This window comes from Timonella sp. A28, assembly GCF_051200815.1.
In the GTDB taxonomy this organism is placed as follows: domain Bacteria; phylum Actinomycetota; class Actinomycetes; order Actinomycetales; family Cellulomonadaceae; genus Timonella.
Genome location: NZ_CP195159.1, coordinates 854,021 through 879,425, shown reverse-complemented (window position 1 = coordinate 879,425; position 25,405 = coordinate 854,021). Strand labels below are relative to the sequence as shown.

Below are 25,405 nucleotides of genomic sequence, written 5' to 3'. Positions count from 1 at the left end.
GGTTGTTAGTGGGACTGTGGTGTTTCGCGGTAATACACGTCGACGGCTTGAGCCCACTGCACAACATGATCAGGCAAGGCAGGGCTGTCTTGAGGCCCGCCTAGTAGTTCTACGACGTGTGGGGCGGGAACTTTTCCGCCGCCTCGTACAAGGAAACGCGCGGCGACAATCGCTTCGGTCACGATTTTGTCGTCGTGCCGGATTATCTGTTCTAGATAGGCAACGCGTGGATCCCAGCCATGCACTCGCGTAGAAATTTCTACGCGGTTCCCCAAGAGCAAGCTGGACTTGTATTTAATGGTTGAGGCTGCAACAACGGGATACCATCCGAGTTTGTTGAGGCTTTTTAGCCCATTGCAGTCCGCTAAAAAATTGGCGCGGGCAGCATCCATCATGTTCAAGTAAACCGCGTTGTTTACGTGATAGTAGATGTCTAAATCGCCAGGGCGGACGCGGGTCGTTGTGATTGACGTATCCATAATGGTGAAGCCCGGTCGGGGCTTACGCGGAAGATACGTTGCGATCGCAAGATTTGTTTGGCGTGTCACGCACTTCAGGCTACTACGAGTTTTCTGAGATGTTGTCTGCAAAACTCGCAGTAGCCTGTGCACAAAAATTGTAGGAAATCGCTAAATCCCCGGTAGCGCCAGCATTTGATCGAGTGCGACCTTCGCCCAATGCGCATCGTCTTCATCAACAACTATGTGGTTGATTTCTCGGCCAGCAGCAAGTGATTCCATCGCCCACACGAGGTGCGGTAGATCGATTCGGTTCATTGTGGAACAGAAGCACACCGTGGAGTCGAGGTAGTGAATGTTTTTGTCTGGGTGTGCGTTTGCTAGGCGACGAACCAAGTTCAACTCAGTGCCGATCGCCCATGAGGACCCCGGTTCAGCATTGTCTAATGCTTTGATGATGTATTCGGTAGAACCTACATGATCCGACGCTGCAATAACTTCGTTTTTGCATTCTGGGTGGGCAATCACATTGACCCCCGGTACGGCTTCGCGAATATCGAGGACGTTTTGCAGCGAGAATCGACCGTGCACTGAGCAGTGCCCACGCCATAGGATCATGCGTGCTGCGGAAAGTTCGTCTTTGGTAAGGCCACCTAGAGGTTTGCGTGGGTCGTATACGACACAGTCGTCGAGTGAGAGCCCTAGCTTTTCAACGGCAGTGTTGCGGCCTAAGTGTTGGTCTGGCAAGAATAAGATTTTTCCGTCAGACTCAAGGCCTCCAACTTGATCGAAAGCCCAACGCAAAGCAACCTCAGCGTTTGACGAGGTGCACACTGTGCCGTTGTTTCGTCCAGTGAACGCTTTAATCGCGGCCGAGGAGTTCATGTAGGTAACTGGAATGGTTTTTTCTGCGATTCCAGCGTCGTGGAGGTCGTCCCAGGCGTCTTCTACTTGTGAGATGACTGCCATATCTGCCATGGAGCATCCTGCTGCGAGATCAGGGAGGATGACTTTTTGTGCATCAGAGGTAAGGATGTCTGCGCTTTCGGCCATGAAGTGCACGCCGCAGAAAATAATGTATTCGGCTTCAGGCCGTGCCGCCGCTTCACGCGCAAGTTTGAATGAGTCGCCGGTAACGTCTGCAAAGTCAATAACTTCGTCACGTTGATAATGGTGCCCGAGGATGAAAGCGCGTTCGCCTAAAGCAGCGCGTGCTGCGCGCGCACGCTCAACGAGGTCGGGGTCGCTTGCGGCAGGCAAAGCGCCGGAACATTCAACACCGCGTTCTGAATTGAGGTCTTTGTTTTGACCTAGGAGGAGTAACGCGGAGGACTGACGTGGTTCTACAAAAGTGCTACCAAGTGAAGTTGTCACAGTCCTATCTTCCCATAGGTGCAGAATCCTTTTGTGGGCCGTCCACTCGTTAGAGTGTGTACATGCGTGTCTTTGTTGCCGCCGAACATGATGATGTGTTGGCCTCTCCTTACGAATCAGAGTTGATTATGAACGGGTGGCGCAAGCATGCGCCGCATGACGACATTGCGGCTTTACCTGTGCCGTCGTCGGCTCACCACATGCGTGAAACATGGGCGGAACTGAAAGACAATCCGATGACAGCCCCGCTGCTTCACGACACCACTCTTGTAGCGTATGAACCTCATGAAAATGGTTCGACGCAGTGGATTGCCGCTTTTGCTGACACCTTCACGCAGGCTCTGAAAACTGGTGTGTCGCGTATTTTTCTTTCATTGCCGCGTTATGCGACCCCTGACATGGGGAAAGATTTTTTACGCAGGATGCAAGAAACCCATGAGGACGAGTCCATCAGCCGCGTACACACACCTGAAGAATACGTGCACAGCGTGAATGCGCTTGCAGAACGTATACGTGCCATCGATGTGGTCGTGTTGCATGACGATAGCCTGCCGCTGTTGGGTATGCATGGCATGTCTGCGATGGCGTCGCTTGAGGGGCACCGAGACGCGACAACCGCTCAAGAAGAAGAAGCAGAAGTGTCGAGTTTTCATTACAGAGTGCGTCAATACGTGAGCATGAGTGAAAACAATCTTGCTGAAACTTCACCGGTGCACACTTCAGCACACACGCACTCTATTCATAGGTTGCAGGTTCGTAACTCTGCCATGAACGCACACGATGTAAAGGATCTAGCGCGGCATGACGCAGCTGGATTAGGGGGAGGAGTTGGCTTTGCGCTTTTAGCTGCTGGCGCACGAGCCTTACCTGCGGCGCAAGCGTTCAGCGCTGTATGCGACTTTTCACAACACATTGCAGAGGCAGATCTTGTGGTGGTTTTCCAGCACACCTTAGACGGACGCACATTCGCACGCAGCATTGGGGGAGTGCTCATTCCATATGCGCAAAAACATGCTCTTCCTGTTGTCGCACTGACGTATGAACAGGTTATGAGTACACGTGAACTCGCAGCAGCAGGGATTTCATCAACGTACGTTGTGCATGACAGCGGAACACTTGAAGAAACAACGCAACGTATCGCTCGATCGTGGTCACTTACTCGGTGATCTAAATCGCAGAGTGTGACTGAACAAGCCCCACGGTATTACGCTTGAGAGGTTGGAATAACGTGGCGATGCACATCGTTACGATTATGCAGGGTTCTGATATGTCATACCTATGCAGACAGAACCGCCCCACATCTTTGAACGCGATGGAGAAGAACGATGAGCGAAGCAACTGATATTGCAACTCACGGTGTATTACTGACAGATTTCGCAGCAGCAAAAGTAAAGAGCCTGCTCGAACAGGAAGGCCGTGACGACTTACGCCTGCGCGTTGCAGTTCAGCCAGGGGGCTGCTCAGGTCTCATCTACCAGCTGTACTTTGATGAGCGAGTCCTAGACGGCGACGCATTACGTGACTACGACGGAGTTGAAGTAGTCGTCGACAAGATGAGCGTTCCTTACCTTGAAGGCGCAACCATCGATTTTGCTGACACTATCGAAAAGCAAGGCTTTACGATTGATAACCCGAACGCAGGAGAAGGATGCGCCTGCGGAGGATCATTCGCGTAACCACACACATACGTAAAGGGCGGTAACTCAGTCACACGATTGAGTTACCGCCCTTTGCGTACGTTCACGTCCGCATATCGCGGACACACAGTCAACACACGACAGTAAAAGCGACCTGCCAGCGTCCTTCATTGTCAGTACTGATGGACGGTGGTGAACACTGTTTGCCTTTCATACGGCACCAGGCAGGAACATCGAATTCTGCGGCAGGATCGGACGCCACAATGTCAATTGTGTCCCCAGCAGATAGTTGAGCAGCCAACTGCGCAAGCCGAATGATCGGAATTGGGCAGCGCAGCCCCCGCGCATCAACCGTATGTGCACTCATAAACCAGTGACTCCCATCATGGCGCGAACAGATGCGACAGCTTGTGGGAATACCGTAATAAAACGTTCAACGTCTTGTTGAGTAACATCCCAATCCAACGAGATCCTCACATTTCCATGCGTGAGAACACCCAACTCAGCTAACACATGGCTTGGTTCAAGGGTTGCAGTCGTGCAGGCTGAACCAGAACCAACAGCAAAACCAAGACGGTCAAGTTCTGAGGTAAGCGCCTCACCATCAACGTATAAACACGAAAAAGATACGGCGTGGGGGAGCCTGTATATAGGGTCACCGACAACCTCAACATCAGGAATACGCGCCACCGCACGACGAATCATGTCAATGTATTCGAACTGTTCTACCCGGCGCTGCTCTTGTGTAGATACAGCCTCTTGTAAGCAAACCGCGGCAGCAAAAATAGCAGGTAATTGGGTGCCACCGGGGAACCAACGATCTTGGTCTTCAGGCCACACAGCACGGGTGCGAGTGCGCTGTCTCAGCGCAAGAACTCCAATGCCCGGTCCTGAACCCCAGTCGGCAGAATTTCCAACAAGTGCATCCCAACGGCCTTCAGGTGCGGCAATGTGACCGAGGGACGACGTGCCATCAATGACAAAAGGAACTCGTGCGCGTTGCGCCTTCTCCAGCAATTCGTCCACAGGGTGGACAGTCGCTATTTCATGGTTCGCATGCTGGACAACAGTGAAAGAAGTACCCTCGTCAAGCAGGCTGCGTTCAAAAACATCCAGATCAAGATGTCCAACATGATCGACAGGAACATGTGTGCGCTCTAGGCCAAAATAATCTAAAGCATTCAACACAGCAGAGCGCTCAATACGAGTAGCAACAACCTTATTGCCGACCCTGCGCCGACCTGCCCCCACAGCCCCAATGACAGAATGCAAAGCTTCTGTCGCTGAAGGCGCAAACCACACCTCATCAGTGTGAACACCTAAAATCGAAGCAACAGTTTCCCGTGCGCCATTAAAAAGCATCCGTGCAGTGCGGCCCTCATGATGTAGCCGACGATAGTCCGCCCAACCTTCATCAAGCGCCTGCAGGTAGGCCGTACGTCCCAACGCAGTAATTCGAGAGTTTCCACCTGCATCAAAGTTCACCCGGTCTTGTGAAACTATTCCGGCCTCGGCAGTAGAAGTGGAATTCGAAGACAAAACTAGTTCCTTTACAACGCAACGGATGTGAAAAATTAGCGCCCTGCGTCATATTCGACACAAGATACTGACAACGAGACAAGTTCTGTTACCAAGAAATGGCTCTGCGGCAATTGTCACACGGAAAACTTTGATCTGATTCCTCGACTTGGGGTAATGCGCGATACGCTTACAGTAACGAGGACGAAGGTCCTGTGTGCTGCCCCGCAAACGCAGACACCAGGACGTGAAGTGAAAGGCCCCCCTTTGCGCTCGCAAAAGCCAATTAGCAGTGTGCAGAAGAAAGGCTTGCTGGTAGCCACAGCAGGCCTTATTGCGCTTACTGTTTCAGGATGTTCAGCAGAGGTCAAGCGTGGATTTTTACCAGGGTACGACGACGGCCCTGTAACAAACATGACTGACCGAATCACCAATCTTTGGGTTGGATCGTGGATCGCAGCACTTATAGTCGGAGTCCTCGTGTGGGGGCTAACTATTTGGTGCGTTATTGCATACCGTAAGAAAAAAGGCGATAACAAGCTGCCTGTGCAGACGCGATACCACCTCCCGCTAGAGATTCTTTACACCGTCGTCCCAATCGTCATGGTGGGTGTGTTGTTCTTCTACACTCAACGCGACATGGAAGCGATCCGTGACACATCTGCAACCCCAGATGTGGAAATTGAAGTGTATGGAAAGCAATGGAGCTGGGACTTCAACTACCTCTCCAACAATGTTTATGAAACTGGCACCCACATTGCGAATGTTGGTGAACTCGAAGGCTCACTAGGCGCCCCTGGAACACATAAAGACCTTCCAGACTTGTACCTGCCGGTTAACGAGACCATTGAGTTCACGCTCGTGTCACGCGATGTCAACCACTCTTTCTGGATTCCAGCGTTCCTAGACAAAATGGACCTGATTCCTGGCCGCACAAACACATGGCAAGTAAAGCCACTGCGTGAAGGCGTGTATGCAGGAAAATGTGCTGAACTCTGCGGTGAGTTCCACTCAGGCATGCTCTTTAACGTCAAGGTAGTAAGCCGCGACGTATACGAGGCTGAAATGGCGAAGCTCGCAGAGAAGGGTCAAACCGGCCGCCTCGGCGACGATCTCAACCGCTACCCATCTGTAACTTCAAGCACTGAGGGGAGTGACAACTGATGGGTGCTACTAACGAATACGTACCTGGACTGTCTGCCAACCGGCAAACACTTGGCCGCACTTTCGTAAAGTGGGTCACTTCAACTGATCACAAAACAATCGGGTACATGTACCTGATCGCATCCTTCATCTTCTTCAGCATCGGTGGCCTCATGGCCCTCGTTATCCGCGCTGAACTTTTTGAACCCGGCATCCAAATTGTGCAAAGCTACGAACAGTACAACCAGCTGTTCACAATGCACGGCACAATTATGCTTCTGCTTTTTGCAACACCACTATTTGCAGGATTCGCAAACGTTCTTGTTCCGCTTCAGATCGGTGCACCTGACGTAGCATTCCCTCGTCTGAACGCGTTCGCGTTCTGGCTGTTCCTCTTCGGTGGAATCATCGCCTGTGCAGGATTCTTTACCCCACAGGGTGCAGCGTCCTTCGGATGGTTTGCCTATGCACCATTGTCTAGCGCAACATACAGCCCAGGTGCTGGTGGAGACCTGTGGGTATTTGGTCTTGCAATGGGTGGTTTTGGAACCATTCTTGGTGGAGTAAACTTCATCACCACCATCATCACCATGCGTGCACCAGGCATGACCATGTTCCGTATGCCTATCTTTACGTGGAACACGCTGGTCACCTCGCTGTTGATCCTTATGGCGTTCCCGCCACTCGCATCAGCTCTGTTCGCGCTTGGTGCAGACCGTCGTCTTGGCGCTCAGATCTTCAACCCAGAAAACGGTGGCGCCATTCTTTGGCAGCACTTGTTCTGGTTCTTCGGGCACCCTGAGGTGTACATCATTGCGTTGCCGTTCTTCGGTATCGTCTCTGAAATCTTCCCTGTTTTCTCAAGGAAACCAATCTTTGGTTACAAGGGCTTGATCTACGCGACAATCGCAATCGCGGCATTGTCTGTAACAGTGTGGGCACACCACATGTACGTTACCGGCGCTGTTCTGCTGCCATTCTTCGCATTCATGACCATGCTTATTGCAGTGCCAACTGGTGTGAAGTTCTTTAACTGGATTGGCACCATGTGGCGAGGAAAACTTTCCTTTGAAACACCAATGCTGTGGTCAATCGGGTTCCTCGTAACCTTCCTCTTCGGTGGTCTGACAGGTGTTATTTTGTCGAGCCCTGCTCTCGACTTCCAGCTCTCAGATTCATACTTTGTTGTAGCGCACTTCCACTACGTTGTGTTCGGAACCGTTGTACTAGCTATGTTCGCCGGATTCTACTTCTGGTGGCCAAAGTTCACGGGCCGTATGCTCAACGAACGTCTAGGAAAGATTCACTTCTGGTTGCTCTTCATCGGCTTCCACATGACCTTCCTCATTCAGCACGTTCTTGGTGTGGACGGTATGGCACGTCGTTACGCAGATTACCTGCCTGAAGATGGGTTCACCTTTATGAACCAGGTTTCGACAGTAGGTGCATTCTTGACTGCCGCTTCAACGCTTCCATTCTTGTGGAACGTCTACATTACCTGGCGTAACGCGCCTAAGGTTGAGGTAGATGACCCATGGGGCTTCGGTGGATCTCTCGAATGGGCTACGTCCTGCCCACCTCCACGCCACAACTTCACATCGCTGCCACGTATTCGCTCTGAGCGTCCAGCATTCGACTTGCACCACCCAGAAGTGGCAGCATTCGATCACGGTGTGTCTGTACCGGTTGGAGCTCTTCAGGAACGGGGAATGAAAAATGAAAATTGAGGCTAACCTCTTCAATCTCCTGACCCCATTCTTCCTTGTGGTCGCTGTCGTTTATGGTCTTGTCACAGACTGGAACGAACCAGTTGGAGTTGTATGTCTGTTGCTTACAGCTGGTCTCGTAGTCATGGTTGGCTGGTACCTGCATGCAACAGCCAAAAAGATTGATGCACGTCCTGAAGACGATCCAGATGGAGAAATCTCTCAAGGTGCGGGCTCTATGGGATTCTTTTCCCCATGGAGCTGGTGGCCTGTCGTGCTTGCTGGCGCGGCAGCGGTTGCCTTCTTAGGGCTAGCACTTGGCTGGTGGATCTTCGGTATTGGTGCAGTGCTTGCAGTTATTGCACTCGTCGGCTGGGTGTTTGAATACTCACGCGGAAACCACGCACACTGACTCTTCAGCATGAAGAAGGCCGGACACTGTAAGTGTCCGGCCTTCTTCTTTTTTTGTGTACACAAAAGGGCTCGCACACATAGTGTGCGAGCCCTTAAAACGCCCTACATTACGCAGGAAGGATAAGACCTGCAGTTTGAGTGCGAGCACGTGCAAAACGCTCGCCTGCGTCCTTCCAGTTCACGATGTTCCACCACGCAGTGACATAGTCTGCACGTACGTTTTGGTAGTCAAGGTAATAGGCGTGTTCCCACACATCAAGAAGAACAATGGGGGTAAGACCCATTGGGATGTTTCCTTGCTGGTCGTACAACTGCACGATGATCAGACGGGAGCCAACAGAATCCCAGGCAAGGATTGCCCAACCGGAACCCTGTACACCAGCTGCAACTGCAGCGAAGTGCTTTTTAAAGGCTTCGAATGAACCGAACTGCTCGTCAATAGCAGCAGCAAGGTCGCCTTCTGGTTCGCCACCTTCAGGTGAAAGGTTTGCCCAGAAAGCAGTGTGGTTCACGTGTCCACCGAGGTTGAACGCAAGGTTCTTTTCGATCTGGTTGATCGCTGAAAAGTTACCTTGTGCGCGAGCCTCTTCAAGCTGCTCCAAAGCGGTGTTAGCACCAGTTACATAAGCTTGGTGGTGCTTAGAGTGGTGGAGTTCCATGATGCGGCCAGAAATGTGTGGCTCGAGTGCACCGTAGTCGTACGTGAGTTCTGGCAGCGTGTAGACGCCCATGCCGAATACCTCCAACTAGTTGTTGTCCTATTCACCTGAATAGGCTTTATATGTAATGCAAACGGCCCGAAATCCATTCCCACGCTTATCGTAAGGAATTGGATCGCGGGCCGTTTGGCAACCAATGATCACTGTGTGAAAACACTGGTCACGTCCAATGTGTGAACTCTAGGTTACCCTTCGAGCTCCTTCTTTGGGGAATCTGAAGCAACCTCAGCATGCCCACCATCATGATGCAACTCAGATGGACGTACAGGCTCTACGCGGTCTTCGTAGAAGAAGCGAGATAGCTTCTGCCAACGGCGATCAGCTTTGTAGCCCTTACGACGAACACCACGTGAGTCTTCGGCAGGTTCGATGTCTAAAGGCGTGTGGGCATCGTAGTTGACGCGTAGCCAACGCTCTTGCTCATCAAGAGGCTTGTGGACCTCAATAGGCTCACCAGTGGCAAAACGCACGATGTTGCCTGTTTCGTGTCCGTGCAGAACAAGTTCACGGTCCTTACGTTGCAAGCTTAAGCACACACGTTTGGTCACCCAGAACGCGAATACCGGCCCAACAAAGAACAAGATACGTAGTACCCATGTGATGCCGTTGATCGACAAGTGGAAATGCGTTGCCAAAAGGTCATTCGATCCAGCGACAGCAAGAATAACGAATGCGGTAATGAACGCTACACCAAGACCCGTACGGGTAGGCACGTTGCGTGGGCGATCCAAAACGTGGTGTTCACGCTTGTCGTTGGTTACCCGAGCTTCAACAAACGGGTAAACAAACAGGAAGGTGAACAACAATCCAGGGATCACGACAGCCGGTATAAGCACGTTCAATGACAACGTGTATCCACCGATGACGTATTCGGTTTGTCCAGGCATCAAACGCAGCGATCCTTCAAGGAACAGCATGTACCAGTCAGGCTGCGCACCAGCAGAAACTGGTGAAGGGTCATACGGGCCATAGTTCCACACGTTGTTGATAGACATCGTGCCACCCATAAGCGCAAGAACACCGAAGACGATGAAGAAGAATCCACCAGCTTTAGCTACGTACACAGGGAAGAGCGGGAAACCAACAACGTTCTTGTCTGTGCGCCCACCACCCGGATATTGGGTGTGCTTGTGCAGCACTACAAAGAGGAGGTGCAAACCGATAAGCGCCAAGATGAGTGCTGGCACAACCATGACGTGCATCGTGAAGAGTCGAGGAATAATCGACTCGCCAGGGAACTCGCCACCAAAGATGAAGTATGAAAGGTATGAACCCAAAATTGGGATTGATTTAACAACACCATCAGTAATGCGAAGACCGTTTCCGGAGAGCACGTCGTCTGGCAGCGAATACCCTGTGAATCCGGCGGCAAGGCCGAGGATCATAAGGACAACACCGATGAGCCAGTTCAGTTCACGTGGCTTGCGGAAAGCACCGGTGAAGAAAACACGCATCATGTGAGTGACGATTGCGGCGAGGAAGAGAAGCGCAGCCCAGTGGTGGATCTGACGCATCAAGAGCCCACCTCGCACCTCAAAAGAAAGGTTAAGGGTGGATGCGAAAAGCTTCAGACATAAGTTGGCCGTCCATGGACGTTACTGGACCGTGGTAGGTCACCAGTCCCATGGAAGGCACAAAGAACATGGTCAAGAAGAATCCGGAGATAAGCAGCACTACAAACGAGTACAGTGCGATTTCTCCGAGTAGGAATGACCAGTGATCAGGGAAAGTCTTACGAGCAAAATTCTTTACAGCGACCGCGATATTGGTGCGCTGATCTAAATAGTCTGCGGCTGCAGCTGCTTTTTTAACAGTTGGTGAGGTCACTTGAGGCGCTCCCAGTAACTTGGGCCGACAGGCTCGTTAAAGTCGTCTTGTGCAACGAGGTAGCCCTCGTCGTCAACAGCGATAGGCAATTGCGGTAGTGCACGCTTTGCTGGCCCAAAGACAACCTTTGCGCCGTCTGCCACGTCAAAAGTGGATTGGTGGCATGGGCATAGAAGATGGTGTGTCTGCTGTTCGTAGAGGGCAACAGGGCAGCCTACGTGGGTGCAGATCTTTGAGTAAGCAACGATACCGTCGTATGACCAGTCCTTGCGCTCTTCTGTCTCTTTGAGATCTTTTGGATCAAGACGAACAAGCAAGACAACTGCTTTTGCTTTTTCTGTAATCCAGTGGTGAGAGCGACGCTCTTCTTCCGAGGCTTCAGGGATGATGTGTACAACGGAACCTAGGGTCACATCGGAAGCTTTAACAGGGCGTCCTGCTGGGTCTGTAGTGAGGCGTACACCCTTTTTCCAGATGGTGTGACGGAACTTAGAGATGTCCCAGTCACCTCCAACTGAACCTACGAGAGGAACCGCTACAGTGAGCGGGAATAGTCCAAGCGCTGTGACAACGGTGCCTTTAAGCACTGTACGTCGCCCAATGTTGGAGTCTTTAACTCCATCTTCAAGCGCTTGAATGGCTGCTTCACGGTCTTCAGTAGTTGATTCTTGGACGTGACGTTCTTCAACACGCTCGTGGTCTGACATGAGTGCTTTTGCCCAGTGGACAGCACCCAAACCAATACCCATGAGAGCGAAGAAGATGGAAACGCCCAAGGCAATGTTTGCGTTTCGTACTGACGCAACCGTGCCTTCAGGACGAATCATGAAGTATGCAACAAGTGCAGAGATCGTGCCGAGGATTGAGATTACAAAAAGGATAGTGACTTGGTGCTCTGCACGCTTTGCAGCGGCAGGGTCCTTGTCGCTCATTCGTTCTTTGTGTTCTGGCAAACCAGGATCAGTAAAACGATCGTGTTCAGGTGCAGTTACATCCGTGGTGGAATGTGTGCCTGGTTGAAGTTCGCTCATGAAGACTTAGCTCCGATCCACACTGCGCAACCGATGAGTGCGCCAATTCCAACTACCCATACCCACAGGCCTTCAGAAACAGGGCCAAGAGAGCCTAGGCTGATTCCTCCAGCAGAGCCTTCACGCTGATCGACGACGAACGCGATGATGTCGCGCTTTTCTTCCGAGGTCAATGTGGCGTCGTTGAAGACTGGCATGGACTGCGGTCCAGTCAGCATTGCTTCATACAGGTGGGTTGGGGTGGTGTCCCATAGTGGGGGAGCGAACTTTCCTTCAGAGAGTGCTCCACCAGCACCAACAGCGTTGTGGCACATCGCGCAGTTTGTGCGGAACAGAGCTGCACCGTTTGCGGCGTCACCTAGTTCAGGATCGACAGCTTCTGCGGATGGGATTGCTGGTCCAGGACCCAAAGAAGCAACGTACGCGGAAAGCTGCTTGGTTTGGGTTTCTGTCATCTGAGGTGGTTTAGCTGGTGCTTGTGCTCCAGTTGCCTGCATGGGCATACGTCCGGTGCCGACTTGGAAGTCAACTGCCGCAGCGCCAACACCAATAAGTGAAGGCACGGTTTCTGAGCCTTCGGCGTTAGTACCATGGCAGGTTGCACAGTTCGCAATGAAGAGCTTTTTACCTTGCTCAATATCTTGATTAGTCGCAGTGTCCGCTTGTGCTGAGCCAGGCGCGAAGGCTGCATAAACGCCTCCGACGACAAGTAGCGCGAACATCACGAGCACCACCGGTGTGAACCGGTGGTGTCGGCGGGCAGCGAGTGCCTTCACGAATCGATCCTCGTCTCGCTTTGGGGGGAATAGTAGGTAATGCGTAAGCACTGGGATGCAACGACGCATCCCAGTGCTCGACCTGAATTACTTCAGGAAGTAGATGACGGCGAAAAGGCCGATCCACACTACATCGACGAAGTGCCAGTAGTAGGACACGACGATGCCGGTGGTTGCTTCATGGTGTCCGAACTTCTTCGCAGAGAACGAACGTCCAAGAAGGAAAAGGAATGCGAACAGTCCGCCAAGGACGTGAAGTCCGTGGAATCCTGTAGCCAAGTAGAACACTGAGCCATACGGGCTGGACGAAATTGTCAGTCCGTGTTGAACGAGCTCTGCGTACTCGAAGACTTGGCCAGCAACGAAGAAAGCGCCCATGAGGAAGGTCAGGGTCATCCACTCGTTCATGCCCCACTTGTTGATCTGGAAGATCGAACCAGTGCGGATTGGCTGGAAGCGTTCTGCAGCTAAGACACCTAATTGGCAGGTGACAGAAGACAGAACAAGAACAGTGGTGTTGATGAGGGCGAAAGTCAGGTTGAGGTGACTTGTGCCTTCGTTCCATTGTTCAGCCGGAATCGTGGCACGAATAGTGAAATACATCGCAAACAATCCAGCAAAGAACATCAGTTCGCTAGAAAGCCAGACGATGGTCCCGACCGAAACAGGGTTCGGACGGTTCACGCTTACGTGGTGTTGTGCTTTTGGAGCAGCCGTTACAGTCGACACCCCTTTATTATTGCTGATGTTTTACATCTCTTGGGCCCAAAGGCCCACATTGTGGCGAGGTTGAATCTCACAATGTTGCAAGAAACCGAAAAATAGTCGCTATCTCGTGACGAAACGTTTTGAACTGTCACTAAACTTGATCAGGTGGCGGGCAAGGTTTCTTGCCCATGAAACGTATTTGAGATAGTGATGTATGTAACGATGCGCAGTGTCGTAAAACATCCAACACATGTAGACATGAGGTTGCAATGACCAGCACTTCTGGGACCAAGAGCCCATACTCAGTTCTCCTATACAGCGACAACAGTGACGTGCGCACACATGTGCGTTCTGCAGTCGGTGATGTCATTGACGAGGCTGAACTTCGATGGCAGGACGTTGCAACGTGGGATGCGTTGGATGAACTTGTGCAGAACAATAGTTTTCACCTACTCATTCTTGATGGCGAAACACATAAAGTAGGTGGTCTCGGTATTGCACGTGAACTTAAGAACTCTGTATATAACTGCCCACCAATTCTTGTTCTCACTGGGCGTGCACAAGACGCGTGGCTCGCTTCGTGGTCTCTTGCCGACGATGCTGTTCCTCGGCCACTGGATGCTTTTGAACTGCAAAAAGCGGTGCATGGCTTATTGACACGCGATGTAGTAGCGGCGGGAAGCGAATGAACGAAACACACACTTTTACGTGGGCTGACCTTACCTCAACCCTGATTTCGGGGGAGGACATCTCGCGGGCAGCCGCCCAGTGGGCAATGAACGCGATGATGTCTGGCCAGTCAACACCAGTGCAACTCGCAGGTTTTTTGGTTGCGCTTAGGGCAAAAGGCGAGACAGTCGAAGAAATGTCTGGCCTCGCTCAAGCAATGCTCGACAATGCTGTGCAATACCCCGACCTTGCATCATCACAGCGAGCCGTCGATATTGTTGGTTCCGGGGGAGACCGACTGCACACCGTAAACATATCGACCATGGCGTCGCTGGTTATTGCAGGTGCAGGCATCCCCGTGGTCAAACACGGCAACAGGGCTTCGTCGTCTTCGAGCGGATCCGCTGATGTGCTGGAAGCCTTAGGGATACCTCTCGATCATGCTCCAGAACGTGTGGCAGACATTGGTAAGAAAGTTGGAATTACTTTCTGTTTCGCTCAAACTTTCCACCCTGCTATGCGATATGCGGGTCCAGTGCGTAAAGAGTTAGGGTTGCCGACGGCTTTTAATTATTTGGGGCCAATCACAAACCCTGGAAAACCTCGAGCAACAGCTGTCGGTGTTGCCGACGCGCGCATGGCACCTCTGATTGCAGGCGTGTTTGCGCAACGCGGAACACGATCTTTGGTTTTTCGCGGAGCATTAGGTCTTGATGAGTTCGCTGCGTTGGGGCCGGTCGATGTGTGGACCGTGCACGATGGAGTTGTTGGATTCCAAACGATAGATCCTGTTCAAGACCTTGGTGTTTCGGCAATAACCGTAGACGACATTCGAGGTGCATCAGCACAATACAATGCGCAAGTTGCGTCCGACTTCCTTGCCGGGAAAATGGGTCCGGTACGTGAAACAGTCTTGTTGAATGCCGCTGCGGGGCTCGTCGCCGATGGAAGCCTGATTACTTCAGAAGGAACTCTTGCTGAACAATTGAAACAAGGGCTGGAAGCTTGCTGCTGACGCAGTCGATTCGGGGCGTGCATTGGCAACGCTGAATGCGTGGCGTGAAGAAACTCAACGATAATCCCCTAACACAGTGTGGGTGGCAGCCTGACTTGGCTGCCACCCACACCTTGTTAACCTTCAAGTCCAATATCGAACGCTTCATCAAGTTCGGTAGGAGAAAACTCGCGGAAAGCAAGATACGTTCGAGTTTTCAGAACTCCGGGGATCTTTGACATGGTGTCTGCAATGACTGAAGCGAAATCTCTGTGATCAGGTACGCGTACGAGGGCTATGAGATCTACTTCGCCGGTCACAGAGTACACCTCCGAAACTCCAGGAACTGCTGCGATCTGTGTAGCCACCTCAGGGATAAGCGCCTGTTCAGTGTCAATCATGACGATGGCTGTGGGCATTGTTTTCCTCCAAGCCTAAAAAAGAAAAGTGTCGTAGTTCAACTGTAGGCCTTAAGCCGATATAGGAGAACTACGACACTTTTTGTACATGATCAGTGTTAGCTGATCCGTTGCACATCCTTATACAAGCCCGCAATCGCATCGCTGTAGTCGGTAAGGACGAGGCTTCGTTTGACCTTCATTGACGGTGTCAGATAGCCGTTTTCGATTGTGAAATCATCGTCCAGTATCGTGAACTCTCTGATCGATTCTGCACGTGACACAGCCTTATTGGCCCTGTTTACAGCTTGTTGCAGGGCGGCAAGTACGTCAGGGTCTGTTTTTGCTTGAGCAACAGTCAACACAGGTTTGCCGCGTGCAGACAACCACGCGGGTAGCGCCTCTGCATCAATGGTCAACAGTGCACCAATGAAAGGTTGTGCATCGCCCACCACGACGACTTGGCTGACAAGCGGGTGCGATCGTACCCGATCTTCTAGCACTGCTGGAGCGACGTTCTTTCCACCAGCAGTCACAATGATTTCTTTTTTACGGCCAGTGATCTTCAAATAGCCTTCATCGTCGAGAGAGCCTAAATCACCAGTTTTGAACCATTCACCATCGAAAGCATCGGCTGTTGCTTGCGGGTTGTTGTGGTAACCCTTGAACACGTGTGGCCCTTTGACGAGGATCTCACCATCGTCAGCAATACGGATACCGCAGCCAGGAAGTGGCGGTCCTACAGTTCCAATTTTGATGTTTTCAGGGGTGTTCACTGATGTCGGCGCAGTAGTTTCAGTTAAGCCGTACCCTTCAAGGACAACAAGGCCAACCCCACGGAAAAAGTGCCCGAGTCGGTCACCTAAAGCTGCACCACCAGAAATAGCGTATTTAGTGTCCCCACCTAAAGCTGCCCGGATCTTCTTAAGAACCAAAGCATCAGCAACTTTGTGTTGGAAAGCGATACTAAACTTTGGCCCCTTAGGATCATCCAAAGCCCGTGAGTACGAGATAGACACGCGCGCAGCCCAATGGAAGATTTTTCCTTTTCCAGCTGCCACGGCTTTTTGCTCAGAAGAGTTGTACACCTTCTCAAACACGCGAGGTACAGAAAGCAAATATGAAGGCTTAAATGTGGCAAGCGACGGAAGGAGGTCAGGCAAATGCGAGACATGCCCAAGTACAGAACCCGCTGGCACAACAAGCACATGAATGAAACGGGCAAACACATGCGCAAGAGGCATAAACATGAGGGTTCTGCGGCTGCCATAGTTGAGAACTTCACGCATACGTTCTGACGCATTCTCAGACAGCACATAGAAATTCTCGTGAGCGAGTTCCGTGCCCTTTGGACGACCCGTGGTTCCCGACGTGTAGATAATTGTTGCGAGAGAATCCAGGGTTGCCGCTTGGCGTCGTGCTGCTAGTTCTTCGTCGGGGACCTCTGTCCCACGTTTTGCAAGCTCAGCAAGGGCACCATTGGCAATAACAAGAACCTCACGCAACGATGGTGCAGATGGTTGAGCTTCGTTTACGACAGCTTCGATGTCTTCGTTCTCAGCAAAGAGAAGCTGAACATGAGAATCGTTGACGATCCACTCAACTTGTTCTGAACTGGATGTCTCATAAAGCGGTACGCTTACAGCTCCCGCAGCCCAGATCGCCCAGTCAAGCAAGGACCATTCATAACTGGTGCGGGACATGATCCCAACTCGGTCACCAACGTTGATGCCACTAGCAATGATTCCCTTTGCAACAGTTTCAACTTCTTTGTTGAAGTCTGCAGCAGAGATCTTTTCCCAGTTCCCTGGGGAAATCTGGCGCTCCATGAGCGTATCTGATGGTGCATCTGTGACTCGTTGAGCGAGTAAGTCATTGAGGTTTTTGGTGCGTTCCACAGTAACAAGTGGAGGCGTAAAGATTTCGTCCATTCTGGCTCCTACGGCAGCGGGCGAGTCGGAAAGTGGTACAACGATAAACGAAGATGTATGTCTAGGTAAAATACTGAAGTCTTGTTTTCTGCACGACGAATAATATCCAACTGTTCACCAGGGGGAAACCGTTATGCATCAAGATTTTGTTTTGGTCACACCTAAGTAAGGGATGGAACATGCACGCCATTGGCGTTGATATCGGTGGGACAAAGATTGCAGCTGGTGTTGTCGACGAACAAGGAAAAATCCTTGCTCAGACACGCATTGCAACCGAAGCCGGAAACCCAGCAAGTATTGACAAGTCAATCGCTCACGTATGCGCAGAACTCGTCGAACAATTTGAGGTTGAGGCAATCGGACTAGCCGCTGCAGGTTTGTGCAGCCCAGATCGTCGCGACGTACTTTTTGCTCCAAACATTGACTGGCGTGACTACCCAATCGCAGACAATGTTCGTCGTCTCATGAACACAGAAATTCCAATCGTGGTTGAGAACGACGCAAACGCTGCAGGATGGGCTGAATTCCAATTTGGTGTAGCTCAAGACACAAGCAACATGCTGATGCTCACCATCGGTACCGGACTCGGCGGAGCGCTCGTCAGCAACGGACAACTCGTACGCGGAAACTATGGCGTTGGTGGCGAAGTAGGCCACATGCGTCTTGTGCCGAACGGGCGCACATGCGGCTGCGGGCACGACGGATGCTGGGAACAGTATGCAGCGGGCAACGCACTAGTCCGCAACGCCAAATCAGCAGCGATCAAAAATCCCGCAGCGGCACGAGGACTACTCGACAGAGTAGAAGGAAACGCGCAGCTCATTAACGGACCACTCGTCACACAAGCAGCTCAAGAAGGCGATGCGCTCGCTATTAGCCTGCTTGCTGAACTTGGTCGCTGGATTGGCGAAGGCGCAGCAACAGCAGCCGGGCTTGTCGACCCAGAGATCATTGTTATCGGTGGTGGAGTAGCGGCCGCAGGAGACCTCCTGCTGGAGCCTACCCGTGAGGCGTACCTCGAAGTTCTTCCAGCACGTGGATACCGCCCAGAAGCCCGGTTTGCCCTCGCAGACATGGGCAACGAAGCTGGTCTCGTCGGCGCTGCAGACCTCGCCCGTCAGTAGTGACCTGTAGAGGTGGGGGAGACCGCAGTACGTTCTCACCCCACCTCACATGTCCGTTTACACCTGTGCACCACCAGAACCATCATCTTCGCGGTGCTTTGGCATGCGCCATATGAGTAATGCGGCACCACCAAGTAACCCTGCGCAAAGAATTAATGCTGAACCGGTGTGAAATGGGCGAATAAAGACGATAGAAAGAATAAGCGACAACGCGCAAAAAGTAACAAGGAACCAGCCAAGGTTCTTTGTGCGATCCGAACTAAGCACGAATTGCGGATTAGGTTCTGTAAAAGCGTCAATTGTTTCTAATTCATCAAGGGAATCGTCCCAGTCGCGAGGCCCACGCTCATTCTGAGGGGCCGGAAACGACGATTCTGGTGCGGTTCTATCCGGTTGTCCCCATGCTGGACCTTGTACCCAAGGGGCCTGCGGGAAACTAAGATGTGATTGATCCGATTCAGGTTCTGATGGCGTTGGAGTTTCATCATTAGGCTGATTCGTGGAAAGATCTAAGAGTTCAGATACTATTTCTTGCCATGCTTGCTCTGTAGCAACAGGGTCATTCAAGTAGTCTGATGAGTGGGGTTCACGCTCCACTGGGTCTTTAGGAGTCGGTTCGTCAGGTGATCCGGGTTCCGAAGGCTTCATATCTATACACTTTAGAGTTGGTTTGGGACGCTGGATACCCCACGCGTCTGAGGAGGCCGTTTGTTTTACTGGTTGATGAAACGAGTGTTCGTAGGCCCGATCCTCAAACTCATGTTCCGCCCGTGGGTCAAAGGGCTTGAGAACATCCCAGAAGACGGACCAGCGATCATTGCAAGTAACCACCTTGCAGTGATTGATTCGTTTGTCTTGCCACTTGTTATTGATCGCGAAATCGTTTTTATTGGTAAATCCGAATACTTCACTGGAAAAGGCTTAAAGGGTCGCATCACTGCAGGCTTTATGCGTGGAGTAGGAACAATTCCGGTAGATCGTTCGGGCGGAAAAGCCAGCGAAGCCGCATTACGAACAGGTTTAAGAAGACTAGAAGAAGGCGGCCTTTTTGGGATATACCCAGAAGGTACCCGCTCACCAGACGGACGACTGTACCGTGGGAAAACTGGTGTTGCACGACTCGCCTTGGAATCTGGAGCACCAGTTATTCCGGTAGCTATGGTCGGAACAGACAAAGCACAACCAATAGGGAAGAAAATTCCGAAAATAATGCGGTTGGGTGTTGTCATTGGTGAACCACTAGATTTTTCTCGGTATCAAGGAATGGAATCCGATCGTTTCATTCTGCGTTCTGTAACCGACGAAATCATGTATTCCCTGATGAGTATTTCTGGTCAAGAATATGTTGACATCTACGCTGCAACAGCAAAGGCGCGTATTGCAGCAGGTGTGCCAAAAGATTCAGAACCCAAGGGAGCCGCTGCTCCTGGTGGTCGTCCGGTGCCGCAAGTTCAAGCCCCGGAACCCCCACAAGAAGAAAGCGAAACCAACGTAAACTAGGTTCTGGATTGCAGTTCATGCCTCATCACATGATGCGGTAGTACACCACACTTCGACGTACTTCACGTAATAGGACGTACGTGCGGCAGAAGGCCGCTGAAGTAAGGCACACAGAAAATGTCGTCGAAACCCGACGACTAGAGGAAGAGGTTGTAAGGATGACGGTCCGTCGCGTCGCACTGCTCACCGCAGGCGGTTTCGCCCCTTGTCTTTCGTCCGCTGTAGGTGGGCTTATCGAGCGCTACACAGAGATTGCGCCTGATGTTGAGATCATCGCCTACCAGTACGGCTACCACGGTCTTCTCACTGGCAACAAGATTGTTGTCACTCCTGAAGCTCGTAAAAAGCTGGTGTCTTGCACCGCTTTGGTGGTTCCCCAATCGGAAACTCCCGTGTCAAACTCACCAACGCTGCTGACTGCGTCAAGCGTGGTCTCGTCAAAGAAGGCGAGAACCCACTTACCGTTGCAGCTGAGCAACTGAAAACAGATGGTGTTGACGTACTGCACACCATTGGTGGAGACGACACCAACACCACTGCTGCTGACCTTGCAGCATACTTGGCCGATAACGACTACGGTTTGACCGTTGTTGGTTTGCCAAAGACCATCGACAACGACGTAGTGCCAATCCGTCAATCATTGGGTGCATGGACCGCTGCAGAAGAAGCAGCGCACTTCGCTTTCAACGTTATTGGTGAACACCGTTCAGGCCCACGCATGCTCATCGTGCATGAAGTTATGGGACGTCACTGCGGATGGCTCACCGCTGCTGCAGCAGCTGAATACCGTAAGCACCTCAGCACACTAGAGTGGGCTCCAGAGCTCGGCTTGACTCGCGAACGCTGGGACGTAGATGCAGTGTTCATCCCAGAACTCAAGATTGACATCGACGCTGAAGCAGCTCGTCTCAAGACGATCATGGACGACAAAGGCAACGTCAACATCTTCTTGTCAGAAGGTGCCGGCATGCACGAAATCGTTGAACAGCTTGAAGCAGCTGGACAAGAAGTGCAACGCGACCCATTTGGGCACGTCAAGCTAGACACCATCAACCCTGGCCAGTGGTTTGCTCAGCAATTCGCTGAAAAGCTTGGTGCTGAAAAGGTTATGGTGCAAAAGTCTGGCTACTACTCACGTGCAGCAGCAGCAAACGCAGAAGACCTCCGTCTCATCAAATCGATGACAGACCTCGCTGTGGAATGCGCACTACGTGGTGAGTCCGGCGTTATCGGACACGACGAAGAACGCAACGATGTTCTTCGCGCCATTGAATTCCCACGCATTGCAGGTGGAAAGCCATTCGACGTAAACCAAGAATGGTTTGACGAACTGCTTGCAGGAATTGGACAGCCTAAGGTCACTGCCTGACATGACATCTGTGAATGACGAGGCCCAACTTGCTGGGCTAGATAACTTTAGAAACCTGCAAGCAGACCAGCAGCCTACGTGGCCTGATGCTAAAAAACTTGCAGATACGGTTGACCTGCTCGGCAAAGTAGCCCCCCTCGTCATTCCGCAGGAAACAGAAACCCTCACCCAGCGTCTGGCAGCAGCCGGACGCGGGGAGGCGTTTTTGTTGCAGGGTGGAGACTGCGCAGAAACATTTGCGGAAGCGCACGCAGATCGCATCCGCAACAAAATGCGCACCATATTGCAGATGGCGGTTGTCCTCACCCACGGCGCTAGCATGCCCATTGTGAAAATGGGCCGTATGGCTGGGCAATATGCAAAACCTCGTTCCTCGGCTGAAGAAACACGTGATGGTGTCACACTGCCCGTGTACCGAGGCGATATGGTCAACGAATTTGCGTTTACTGAACAAGCCCGCACCCCAAACCCAGACCGTTTATTCCAGGGGTACAGCATTGCGGCCGCAACCGCGAACATAGTCCGTGCATTCACCACGGGTGGATATGCAGACTTGAGGCAAGTTCATGAATGGAATAAAGGGTTTATGGAAAACCCTGCCTACAAACGGTATGAATCTACTGCGGTAGAAATTGATCGGGCCATCCGCTTCATGGATGCGTGCGGTGCAGACTTTGATCAATTACGAACAGTAGAGTTTTTTGTTTCGCACGAAGCGTTACTCCTTGACTATGAGCGTGCCATGGTTCGTATGAACCCTATTTCTGGAACGCCATACGATTCTTCAGGCCACTTCTTGTGGATTGGTGAACGAACCAGAAAAATCGATGGAGCTCACGTTGATTTCTTATCGCGAGTTTCAAATCCGATAGGTGTGAAGCTGGGCCCAACGACCTCACCAGATGATGCGTTACGTTTGCAAGAAAAACTGAACCCAGAAGGCGTAGAGGGACGTTTAACGTTTATTACCCGCATGGGAACAGCGAACATTCGCACAGTTTTACCTAACATTGTGGAAAAAATTCACCGAGAAGGAAGCCCCGTCACCTGGGTGACCGACCCGATGCACGGAAACACTATTACCTCAGCGACCGGATATAAAACTCGCCGCTTTGACGATGTGCTTGACGAAGTACGTGGATTCTTCGAAGTCCATTCCGCGGTTGGTTCTGTACCAGGTGGACTGCATGTAGAACTTACCGGTGACGACGTGACCGAAGTCCTCGGCGGTTCAGAAGAGATCTCCGACGAAGGGCTAGCGAAGCGCTACGAAACCCTTGTCGATCCACGCTTGAATCACCAACAATCGTTAGAAATGGCTTTCCAAGTAGCAGAGATGCTGCAAGAATTTCGGTCAAACCGATAAGCCTCAACAATGAAGGGGGGCACGCACATCAACATGTGCGTGCCCCCCTTCATCGTTTAGAAGATCGTTAAGGTGATGGTTGATCCTTTGGGTGCTTTAGTTCCAGCTTTCACGTCTTGGAATCGTACCCTGTCAAAGAAGCCGTCAAGGTACTTGTTGACCTCCACTTTGAAGCCTGAATCTTTTAATGTTTGAGTAGCTTCTTCGGAGGACATTCCTTCAACGGCAGGAACCGTCACCAGCTCTGGGCCAAGCGAAACAGAAACAGACACCTTGTCGCCACGGTATCCGGGTGTCCCTTGCTTAGGATCTTGAGAGATTACTTTTCCTTTTGCAACCGAATTCGAATACTGCTCCGTATATTTCGGCTGCAATTCGTATGTGGCAAGAATTTTTTCTGCCGAGGCTTTTGTTTCACCACTAATTTGTGGCACCGTAATTGGTTCTGGACCGTTCGATACAGTCACCACAATTTCTGTGTTGTGAGGAAGCATAGCGCCCTCTTTCACAGACATTTTCATGACGGTGTTCTTTTTAATTTTTGTATCGAATTTTAAGTCGGGGACAATGTTACTAAAGCCCACACCCTCAAGCGCGGCAGAAACCTCATTAAAAGTTTTTCCGGTCATATCTTTAGGGACAGCATGCTCTTCAATGCCTAGTGACACAACAAGAGATACCGTCGAGTGTTTCTTTATGCGTTCGCCGCTGCTTGGATCCGCTGAGATAATTTCCCCTTCAGGGATGTTGTCGCTGAAGGACTCTGTGACAACAGCGCGTAAAGGAAGAGAGTCAAATTGTTTAAGGGCGTCGGCTTCTGACACTCCCGAAATATCAGCGGGAACAACCATATATGCGCCCGGCCCGATCGCATTCCACCAGTAGTAACCGCCATAACCTGCGCCACCTAACAGCACCACAAGCATGACAAGCCACAAGGCACGGCGACGCTTCTTTGGTTTTTTCGCTACTGAAGCAGAAGGCACAGCGGCTTCATCTTCTTGAGGAGACGTAGGCGTAGGAACAGTAAAAGAAAGTGTTTCGCTTTGAGTTGCAGACAGCGCAACTGTGGGATGCGGCTGTGAAGAAAAATGATGCGACTCAGAATCTGACTCGTGCGGAGAGGTTCCTGCCGCCGCTTCGGTTAAGACCGCATTATTTAGCTCAAAAGGAGAGTCGTGTTCCGACACTCGCACAATAGGATGTTCAGTAGTTGCGTCCTCATCAACAAGCACGCCAGGGCGACCTAACGGGCGAGCAACACGTTGCGCTAATACGTCAGCTGAGAGATCGTCCTGCACCGAACGAAGCAAAGCGAGCGCTGCCGCAGCGTTGACAGGACGTTCATCTGGGATACGCGCAGTAAATTGCTTTACTAGCACGTCAAGAGTGTTTGGCACCCACGGGATACTGTGCGAAAGCGATGGAACGTCGTGGTTGACGTGTTGAAAAGCAACGTTAATGGGTGACTCGCCCACAAACGGCTGACGGCCAGTAAGCATCTCGTACAACATGATTCCTACGGCATACACGTCAGAACGTGTATCACATGCCCCAGTGGAAACAAGTTCAGGAGCCAAATACGCTACCGTCCCTAAAATCGTTCCCGTGGTTGTTGACGTCACTTCAGTGACTGCCCGAGCAAGACCAAAATCAGTGATCTTTACTTCGTTCTCAGTGCTGATCAGAATGTTTTCCGGTTTAATATCCCGGTGCACAAGCTGGTTATTGTGGGCAAGCGCTAAAGCATCGAGAATATCGTCGGCGATAGCCAAAGCTTCACCAACACTAAACGTCCCGTTTTTCTCTAATGCTTTACGCAGATCTGTTCCCTCCACAAATTCCAACGTGAGGTAACTCATCTCTCCGTCGAGGCCCTGATCATATACGGCGACGAGACCTGGATGCGTCAAACGCGCAGCTGAACGTGCTTCACGCTGAAAGCGATCCACAAAGTTTTGTCCACTTGCACCTTCAGCCAAATGCGGGTGCATCACCTTTAACGCCACAGTACGATCAAGCCGCTTATCAAGAGCCTTATAGACAGTGGCCATCCCACCGCGCGCAATACGTTCCTGCACGAGGTATCTGCCGTCAATAAGCTGGCCAACAAGCGCGTCGTTTACTGTTACTCCCACGCGGTCAATTGTAGATGAGCGAACAGAAAATTATTGGAGCTTCATCTATATGTACAAAAACATGTACAGATAGGCACATCTTAGGCTCAAGAAAACGCGCCAACGCACAAGAGCAAGGGCGGTAGAGTTGGAGATGTGAATGTACAACAAGAAAACGTTGCAGAACGTCTCGAAACCCTAGTAGACGAATGGCTGACGCAACCAGAATTCGCTGAACGCCTTGGCACCGAAGTGAAAAGTGTGCGTTCAGCGCTCGCCGACCAGCGCATCCTTGGCGTTAAACGAGGACAGCCGAAAGTGCTGTGCGTTCCAGCTGCCTTTTTGATCCCTGCACACCTTGCAAATCCTGCAGATGCACAAAAAGATGACGGAAGTGGAAAACTCATCATCTTGCCTTCACTGCGAGGCACAATCATTCAACTTAAAGATATGCAGTTGAGTGACGCAGAGGTCTTGCACTGGCTTTTCTCTGTTGAGGAATCGTTGGGGGAGAGACCGTTAGACGCATTGCTTGTAGGAAACAGAAGCGCTGTGCGCCGCGCCGCGCAACACCTGCTATAACACGTGTGTGGCCCGTACAGGAGTCTGTACGGGCCACAGTCGTC

General features: G+C 51.5%; 23 protein-coding genes and 2 pseudogenes. 12 read left to right on the top strand and 13 right to left on the bottom strand.

The genetic code is table 11. The features are described from left to right. Positions 1-5 precede the first annotated feature (5 nt). A complete protein-coding gene (locus tag ACR9EC_RS04210) occupies positions 6-548 on the bottom strand; it encodes an acyl-CoA thioesterase (protein ID WP_435300254.1) in 543 nt (180 codons plus the stop codon). Between the two features lie 81 nt (positions 549-629). After that, complete coding sequence (gene nadA / locus ACR9EC_RS04205) at positions 630-1,832, bottom strand: quinolinate synthase NadA (RefSeq protein WP_435300253.1); 1,203 nt, start codon at positions 1,830-1,832, stop codon at positions 630-632. Positions 1,833-1,894: 62 nt separating this feature from the next. Between nadA and ACR9EC_RS04200 the strand changes: the two genes are divergently transcribed. Together ACR9EC_RS04200 and ACR9EC_RS04195 are read left to right on the top strand one after the other, a co-directional pair. After that, on the top strand, positions 1,895-2,998 hold the full coding sequence (locus ACR9EC_RS04200; protein ID WP_435300252.1) for a glycerate kinase: 1,104 nt from the start codon (positions 1,895-1,897) through the stop codon (positions 2,996-2,998). A 159-nt stretch (positions 2,999-3,157) separates the two neighbouring features. Further along, entirely contained in the window at positions 3,158-3,508 is a 351-nt protein-coding gene (locus tag ACR9EC_RS04195; protein WP_435300251.1) for a HesB/IscA family protein, read from the top strand. A 91-nt stretch (positions 3,509-3,599) separates the two neighbouring features. On the opposite strand, the gene ACR9EC_RS04190 is transcribed toward ACR9EC_RS04195, so the two are convergent. Continuing rightward, a complete protein-coding gene (locus ACR9EC_RS04190; RefSeq protein ID WP_435300250.1) occupies positions 3,600-3,836 on the bottom strand; it encodes a sulfurtransferase TusA family protein in 237 nt (78 codons plus the stop codon). Continuing rightward, a complete protein-coding gene (locus ACR9EC_RS04185) occupies positions 3,833-5,008 on the bottom strand; it encodes a cysteine desulfurase family protein (RefSeq protein ID WP_435300249.1) in 1,176 nt (391 codons plus the stop codon). The genes ACR9EC_RS04190 and ACR9EC_RS04185 overlap by 4 nt, the downstream gene beginning before the upstream one ends. A gap of 288 nt (positions 5,009-5,296) precedes the next feature. Between ACR9EC_RS04185 and ctaC the strand changes: the two genes are divergently transcribed. From ctaC to ACR9EC_RS04170, 3 genes are read left to right on the top strand one after another with little or no spacing between them, the layout of a single operon-like run. Then, a complete protein-coding gene (gene ctaC, locus ACR9EC_RS04180) occupies positions 5,297-6,151 on the top strand; it encodes an aa3-type cytochrome oxidase subunit II (RefSeq protein WP_435300248.1) in 855 nt (284 codons plus the stop codon). Further along, positions 6,151-7,857: an aa3-type cytochrome oxidase subunit I gene (ctaD, locus tag ACR9EC_RS04175; RefSeq protein WP_435300247.1), complete on the top strand. Its 1,707-nt coding sequence runs from the start codon at positions 6,151-6,153 to the stop codon at positions 7,855-7,857. The genes ctaC and ctaD overlap by 1 nt, the downstream gene beginning before the upstream one ends. Beyond that, entirely contained in the window at positions 7,847-8,248 is a 402-nt protein-coding gene (locus tag ACR9EC_RS04170) for a cytochrome c oxidase subunit 4 (RefSeq protein ID WP_435300246.1), read from the top strand. The genes ctaD and ACR9EC_RS04170 overlap by 11 nt, the downstream gene beginning before the upstream one ends. Before the next feature lie 109 nt (positions 8,249-8,357). Here the strand turns inward: ACR9EC_RS04170 and ACR9EC_RS04165 are convergent, their stop codons facing one another. From ACR9EC_RS04165 to ctaE, 5 genes and pseudogenes are all read right to left on the bottom strand, one after another. Then, positions 8,358-8,981 (bottom strand): superoxide dismutase, encoded by a 624-nt coding sequence (locus ACR9EC_RS04165; RefSeq protein WP_435300245.1) that lies wholly within the window; start codon positions 8,979-8,981, stop codon positions 8,358-8,360. A 173-nt stretch (positions 8,982-9,154) separates the two neighbouring features. Next, positions 9,155-10,811 (bottom strand): annotated as a pseudogene (gene qcrB, locus ACR9EC_RS04160) (cytochrome bc1 complex cytochrome b subunit). Beyond that, entirely contained in the window at positions 10,793-11,827 is a 1,035-nt protein-coding gene (qcrA, locus tag ACR9EC_RS04155) for a cytochrome bc1 complex Rieske iron-sulfur subunit (RefSeq protein WP_435300244.1), read from the bottom strand. The pseudogene qcrB and the gene qcrA overlap by 19 nt, the downstream one beginning before the upstream one ends. Further along, positions 11,824-12,603: a cytochrome bc1 complex diheme cytochrome c subunit gene (qcrC, locus tag ACR9EC_RS04150; protein ID WP_435300243.1), complete on the bottom strand. Its 780-nt coding sequence runs from the start codon at positions 12,601-12,603 to the stop codon at positions 11,824-11,826. Before qcrC ends, qcrA begins: the two co-directional genes overlap by 4 nt. 87 nt (positions 12,604-12,690) lie before the next feature. Continuing rightward, on the bottom strand, positions 12,691-13,332 hold the full coding sequence (gene ctaE, locus ACR9EC_RS04145; RefSeq protein WP_435300242.1) for an aa3-type cytochrome oxidase subunit III: 642 nt from the start codon (positions 13,330-13,332) through the stop codon (positions 12,691-12,693). A 248-nt stretch (positions 13,333-13,580) separates the two neighbouring features. Between ctaE and ACR9EC_RS04140 the strand changes: the two genes are divergently transcribed. Together ACR9EC_RS04140 and trpD are read left to right on the top strand one after the other, a co-directional pair. After that, on the top strand, positions 13,581-14,000 hold the full coding sequence (locus ACR9EC_RS04140) for a hypothetical protein (RefSeq protein ID WP_435300241.1): 420 nt from the start codon (positions 13,581-13,583) through the stop codon (positions 13,998-14,000). Further along, positions 13,997-14,995: an anthranilate phosphoribosyltransferase gene (gene trpD / locus ACR9EC_RS04135; protein ID WP_435300240.1), complete on the top strand. Its 999-nt coding sequence runs from the start codon at positions 13,997-13,999 to the stop codon at positions 14,993-14,995. Before ACR9EC_RS04140 ends, trpD begins: the two co-directional genes overlap by 4 nt. Before the next feature lie 116 nt (positions 14,996-15,111). On the opposite strand, the gene ACR9EC_RS04130 is transcribed toward trpD, so the two are convergent. Both ACR9EC_RS04130 and ACR9EC_RS04125 read right to left on the bottom strand, forming a co-directional pair. Continuing rightward, on the bottom strand, positions 15,112-15,393 hold the full coding sequence (locus ACR9EC_RS04130) for an Lrp/AsnC family transcriptional regulator (protein ID WP_435300239.1): 282 nt from the start codon (positions 15,391-15,393) through the stop codon (positions 15,112-15,114). A gap of 98 nt (positions 15,394-15,491) precedes the next feature. Further along, positions 15,492-17,303, bottom strand: a complete 1,812-nt coding sequence (locus ACR9EC_RS04125) for an AMP-dependent synthetase/ligase (RefSeq protein ID WP_435300238.1) — start codon at positions 17,301-17,303, stop codon at positions 15,492-15,494. 179 nt (positions 17,304-17,482) lie between these two features. Here ACR9EC_RS04125 and ACR9EC_RS04120 point away from each other — a divergent pair, with 179 nt between their 5' ends. After that, positions 17,483-18,427 (top strand): ROK family glucokinase, encoded by a 945-nt coding sequence (locus ACR9EC_RS04120; protein WP_435300237.1) that lies wholly within the window; start codon positions 17,483-17,485, stop codon positions 18,425-18,427. 57 nt (positions 18,428-18,484) lie between these two features. Here the strand turns inward: ACR9EC_RS04120 and ACR9EC_RS04115 are convergent, their stop codons facing one another. Beyond that, positions 18,485-19,075 (bottom strand): hypothetical protein, encoded by a 591-nt coding sequence (locus ACR9EC_RS04115; RefSeq protein WP_435300236.1) that lies wholly within the window; start codon positions 19,073-19,075, stop codon positions 18,485-18,487. A gap of 75 nt (positions 19,076-19,150) precedes the next feature. Here ACR9EC_RS04115 and ACR9EC_RS04110 point away from each other — a divergent pair, with 75 nt between their 5' ends. From ACR9EC_RS04110 to ACR9EC_RS04100, 3 genes and pseudogenes are all read left to right on the top strand, one after another. Continuing rightward, positions 19,151-19,927 carry a lysophospholipid acyltransferase family protein gene (locus ACR9EC_RS04110; protein WP_435300606.1) on the top strand — a complete coding sequence of 259 codons (777 nt, stop codon included), beginning with the start codon at positions 19,151-19,153 and terminating at the stop codon, positions 19,925-19,927. 158 nt (positions 19,928-20,085) lie between these two features. After that, positions 20,086-21,296 (top strand): annotated as a pseudogene (locus tag ACR9EC_RS04105) (pyrophosphate--fructose-6-phosphate 1-phosphotransferase). Position 21,297: 1 nt separating this feature from the next. Then, positions 21,298-22,662 carry a class II 3-deoxy-7-phosphoheptulonate synthase gene (locus ACR9EC_RS04100; protein WP_435300235.1) on the top strand — a complete coding sequence of 455 codons (1,365 nt, stop codon included), beginning with the start codon at positions 21,298-21,300 and terminating at the stop codon, positions 22,660-22,662. A 56-nt stretch (positions 22,663-22,718) separates the two neighbouring features. On the opposite strand, the gene pknB is transcribed toward ACR9EC_RS04100, so the two are convergent. Continuing rightward, a complete protein-coding gene (gene pknB / locus ACR9EC_RS04095; protein ID WP_435300234.1) occupies positions 22,719-24,800 on the bottom strand; it encodes a Stk1 family PASTA domain-containing Ser/Thr kinase in 2,082 nt (693 codons plus the stop codon). A gap of 135 nt (positions 24,801-24,935) precedes the next feature. On the opposite strand from pknB, the gene ACR9EC_RS04090 reads away from it, so the two are divergent. Continuing rightward, complete coding sequence (locus tag ACR9EC_RS04090) at positions 24,936-25,361, top strand: Rv2175c family DNA-binding protein (protein WP_435300233.1); 426 nt, start codon at positions 24,936-24,938, stop codon at positions 25,359-25,361. Positions 25,362-25,405: the final 44 nt, after the last annotated feature.

Coding starts and splice junctions, on each gene's coding strand:
- ACR9EC_RS04125 (WP_435300238.1), bottom strand. CDS start 17,303: ATGGACGAAATCTTTACGCCTCCACTTGTTACTGTGGAACGCACCAAA.
- ACR9EC_RS04100 (WP_435300235.1), top strand. CDS start 21,298: ATGACATCTGTGAATGACGAGGCCCAACTTGCTGGGCTAGATAACTTT.
- ctaD (WP_435300247.1), top strand. CDS start 6,151: ATGGGTGCTACTAACGAATACGTACCTGGACTGTCTGCCAACCGGCAA.
- ACR9EC_RS04190 (WP_435300250.1), bottom strand. CDS start 3,836: ATGAGTGCACATACGGTTGATGCGCGGGGGCTGCGCTGCCCAATTCCG.
- ACR9EC_RS04140 (WP_435300241.1), top strand. CDS start 13,581: ATGACCAGCACTTCTGGGACCAAGAGCCCATACTCAGTTCTCCTATAC.
- ACR9EC_RS04130 (WP_435300239.1), bottom strand. CDS start 15,393: ATGCCCACAGCCATCGTCATGATTGACACTGAACAGGCGCTTATCCCT.
- ACR9EC_RS04165 (WP_435300245.1), bottom strand. CDS start 8,981: ATGGGCGTCTACACGCTGCCAGAACTCACGTACGACTACGGTGCACTC.
- ACR9EC_RS04120 (WP_435300237.1), top strand. CDS start 17,483: ATGCACGCCATTGGCGTTGATATCGGTGGGACAAAGATTGCAGCTGGT.
- trpD (WP_435300240.1), top strand. CDS start 13,997: ATGAACGAAACACACACTTTTACGTGGGCTGACCTTACCTCAACCCTG.
- ACR9EC_RS04110 (WP_435300606.1), top strand. CDS start 19,151: ATGAAACGAGTGTTCGTAGGCCCGATCCTCAAACTCATGTTCCGCCCG.
- ACR9EC_RS04200 (WP_435300252.1), top strand. CDS start 1,895: ATGCGTGTCTTTGTTGCCGCCGAACATGATGATGTGTTGGCCTCTCCT.
- ACR9EC_RS04195 (WP_435300251.1), top strand. CDS start 3,158: ATGAGCGAAGCAACTGATATTGCAACTCACGGTGTATTACTGACAGAT.
- ACR9EC_RS04115 (WP_435300236.1), bottom strand. CDS start 19,075: ATGAAGCCTTCGGAACCCGGATCACCTGACGAACCGACTCCTAAAGAC.
- ACR9EC_RS04170 (WP_435300246.1), top strand. CDS start 7,847: ATGAAAATTGAGGCTAACCTCTTCAATCTCCTGACCCCATTCTTCCTT.
- qcrA (WP_435300244.1), bottom strand. CDS start 11,827: ATGAGCGAACTTCAACCAGGCACACATTCCACCACGGATGTAACTGCA.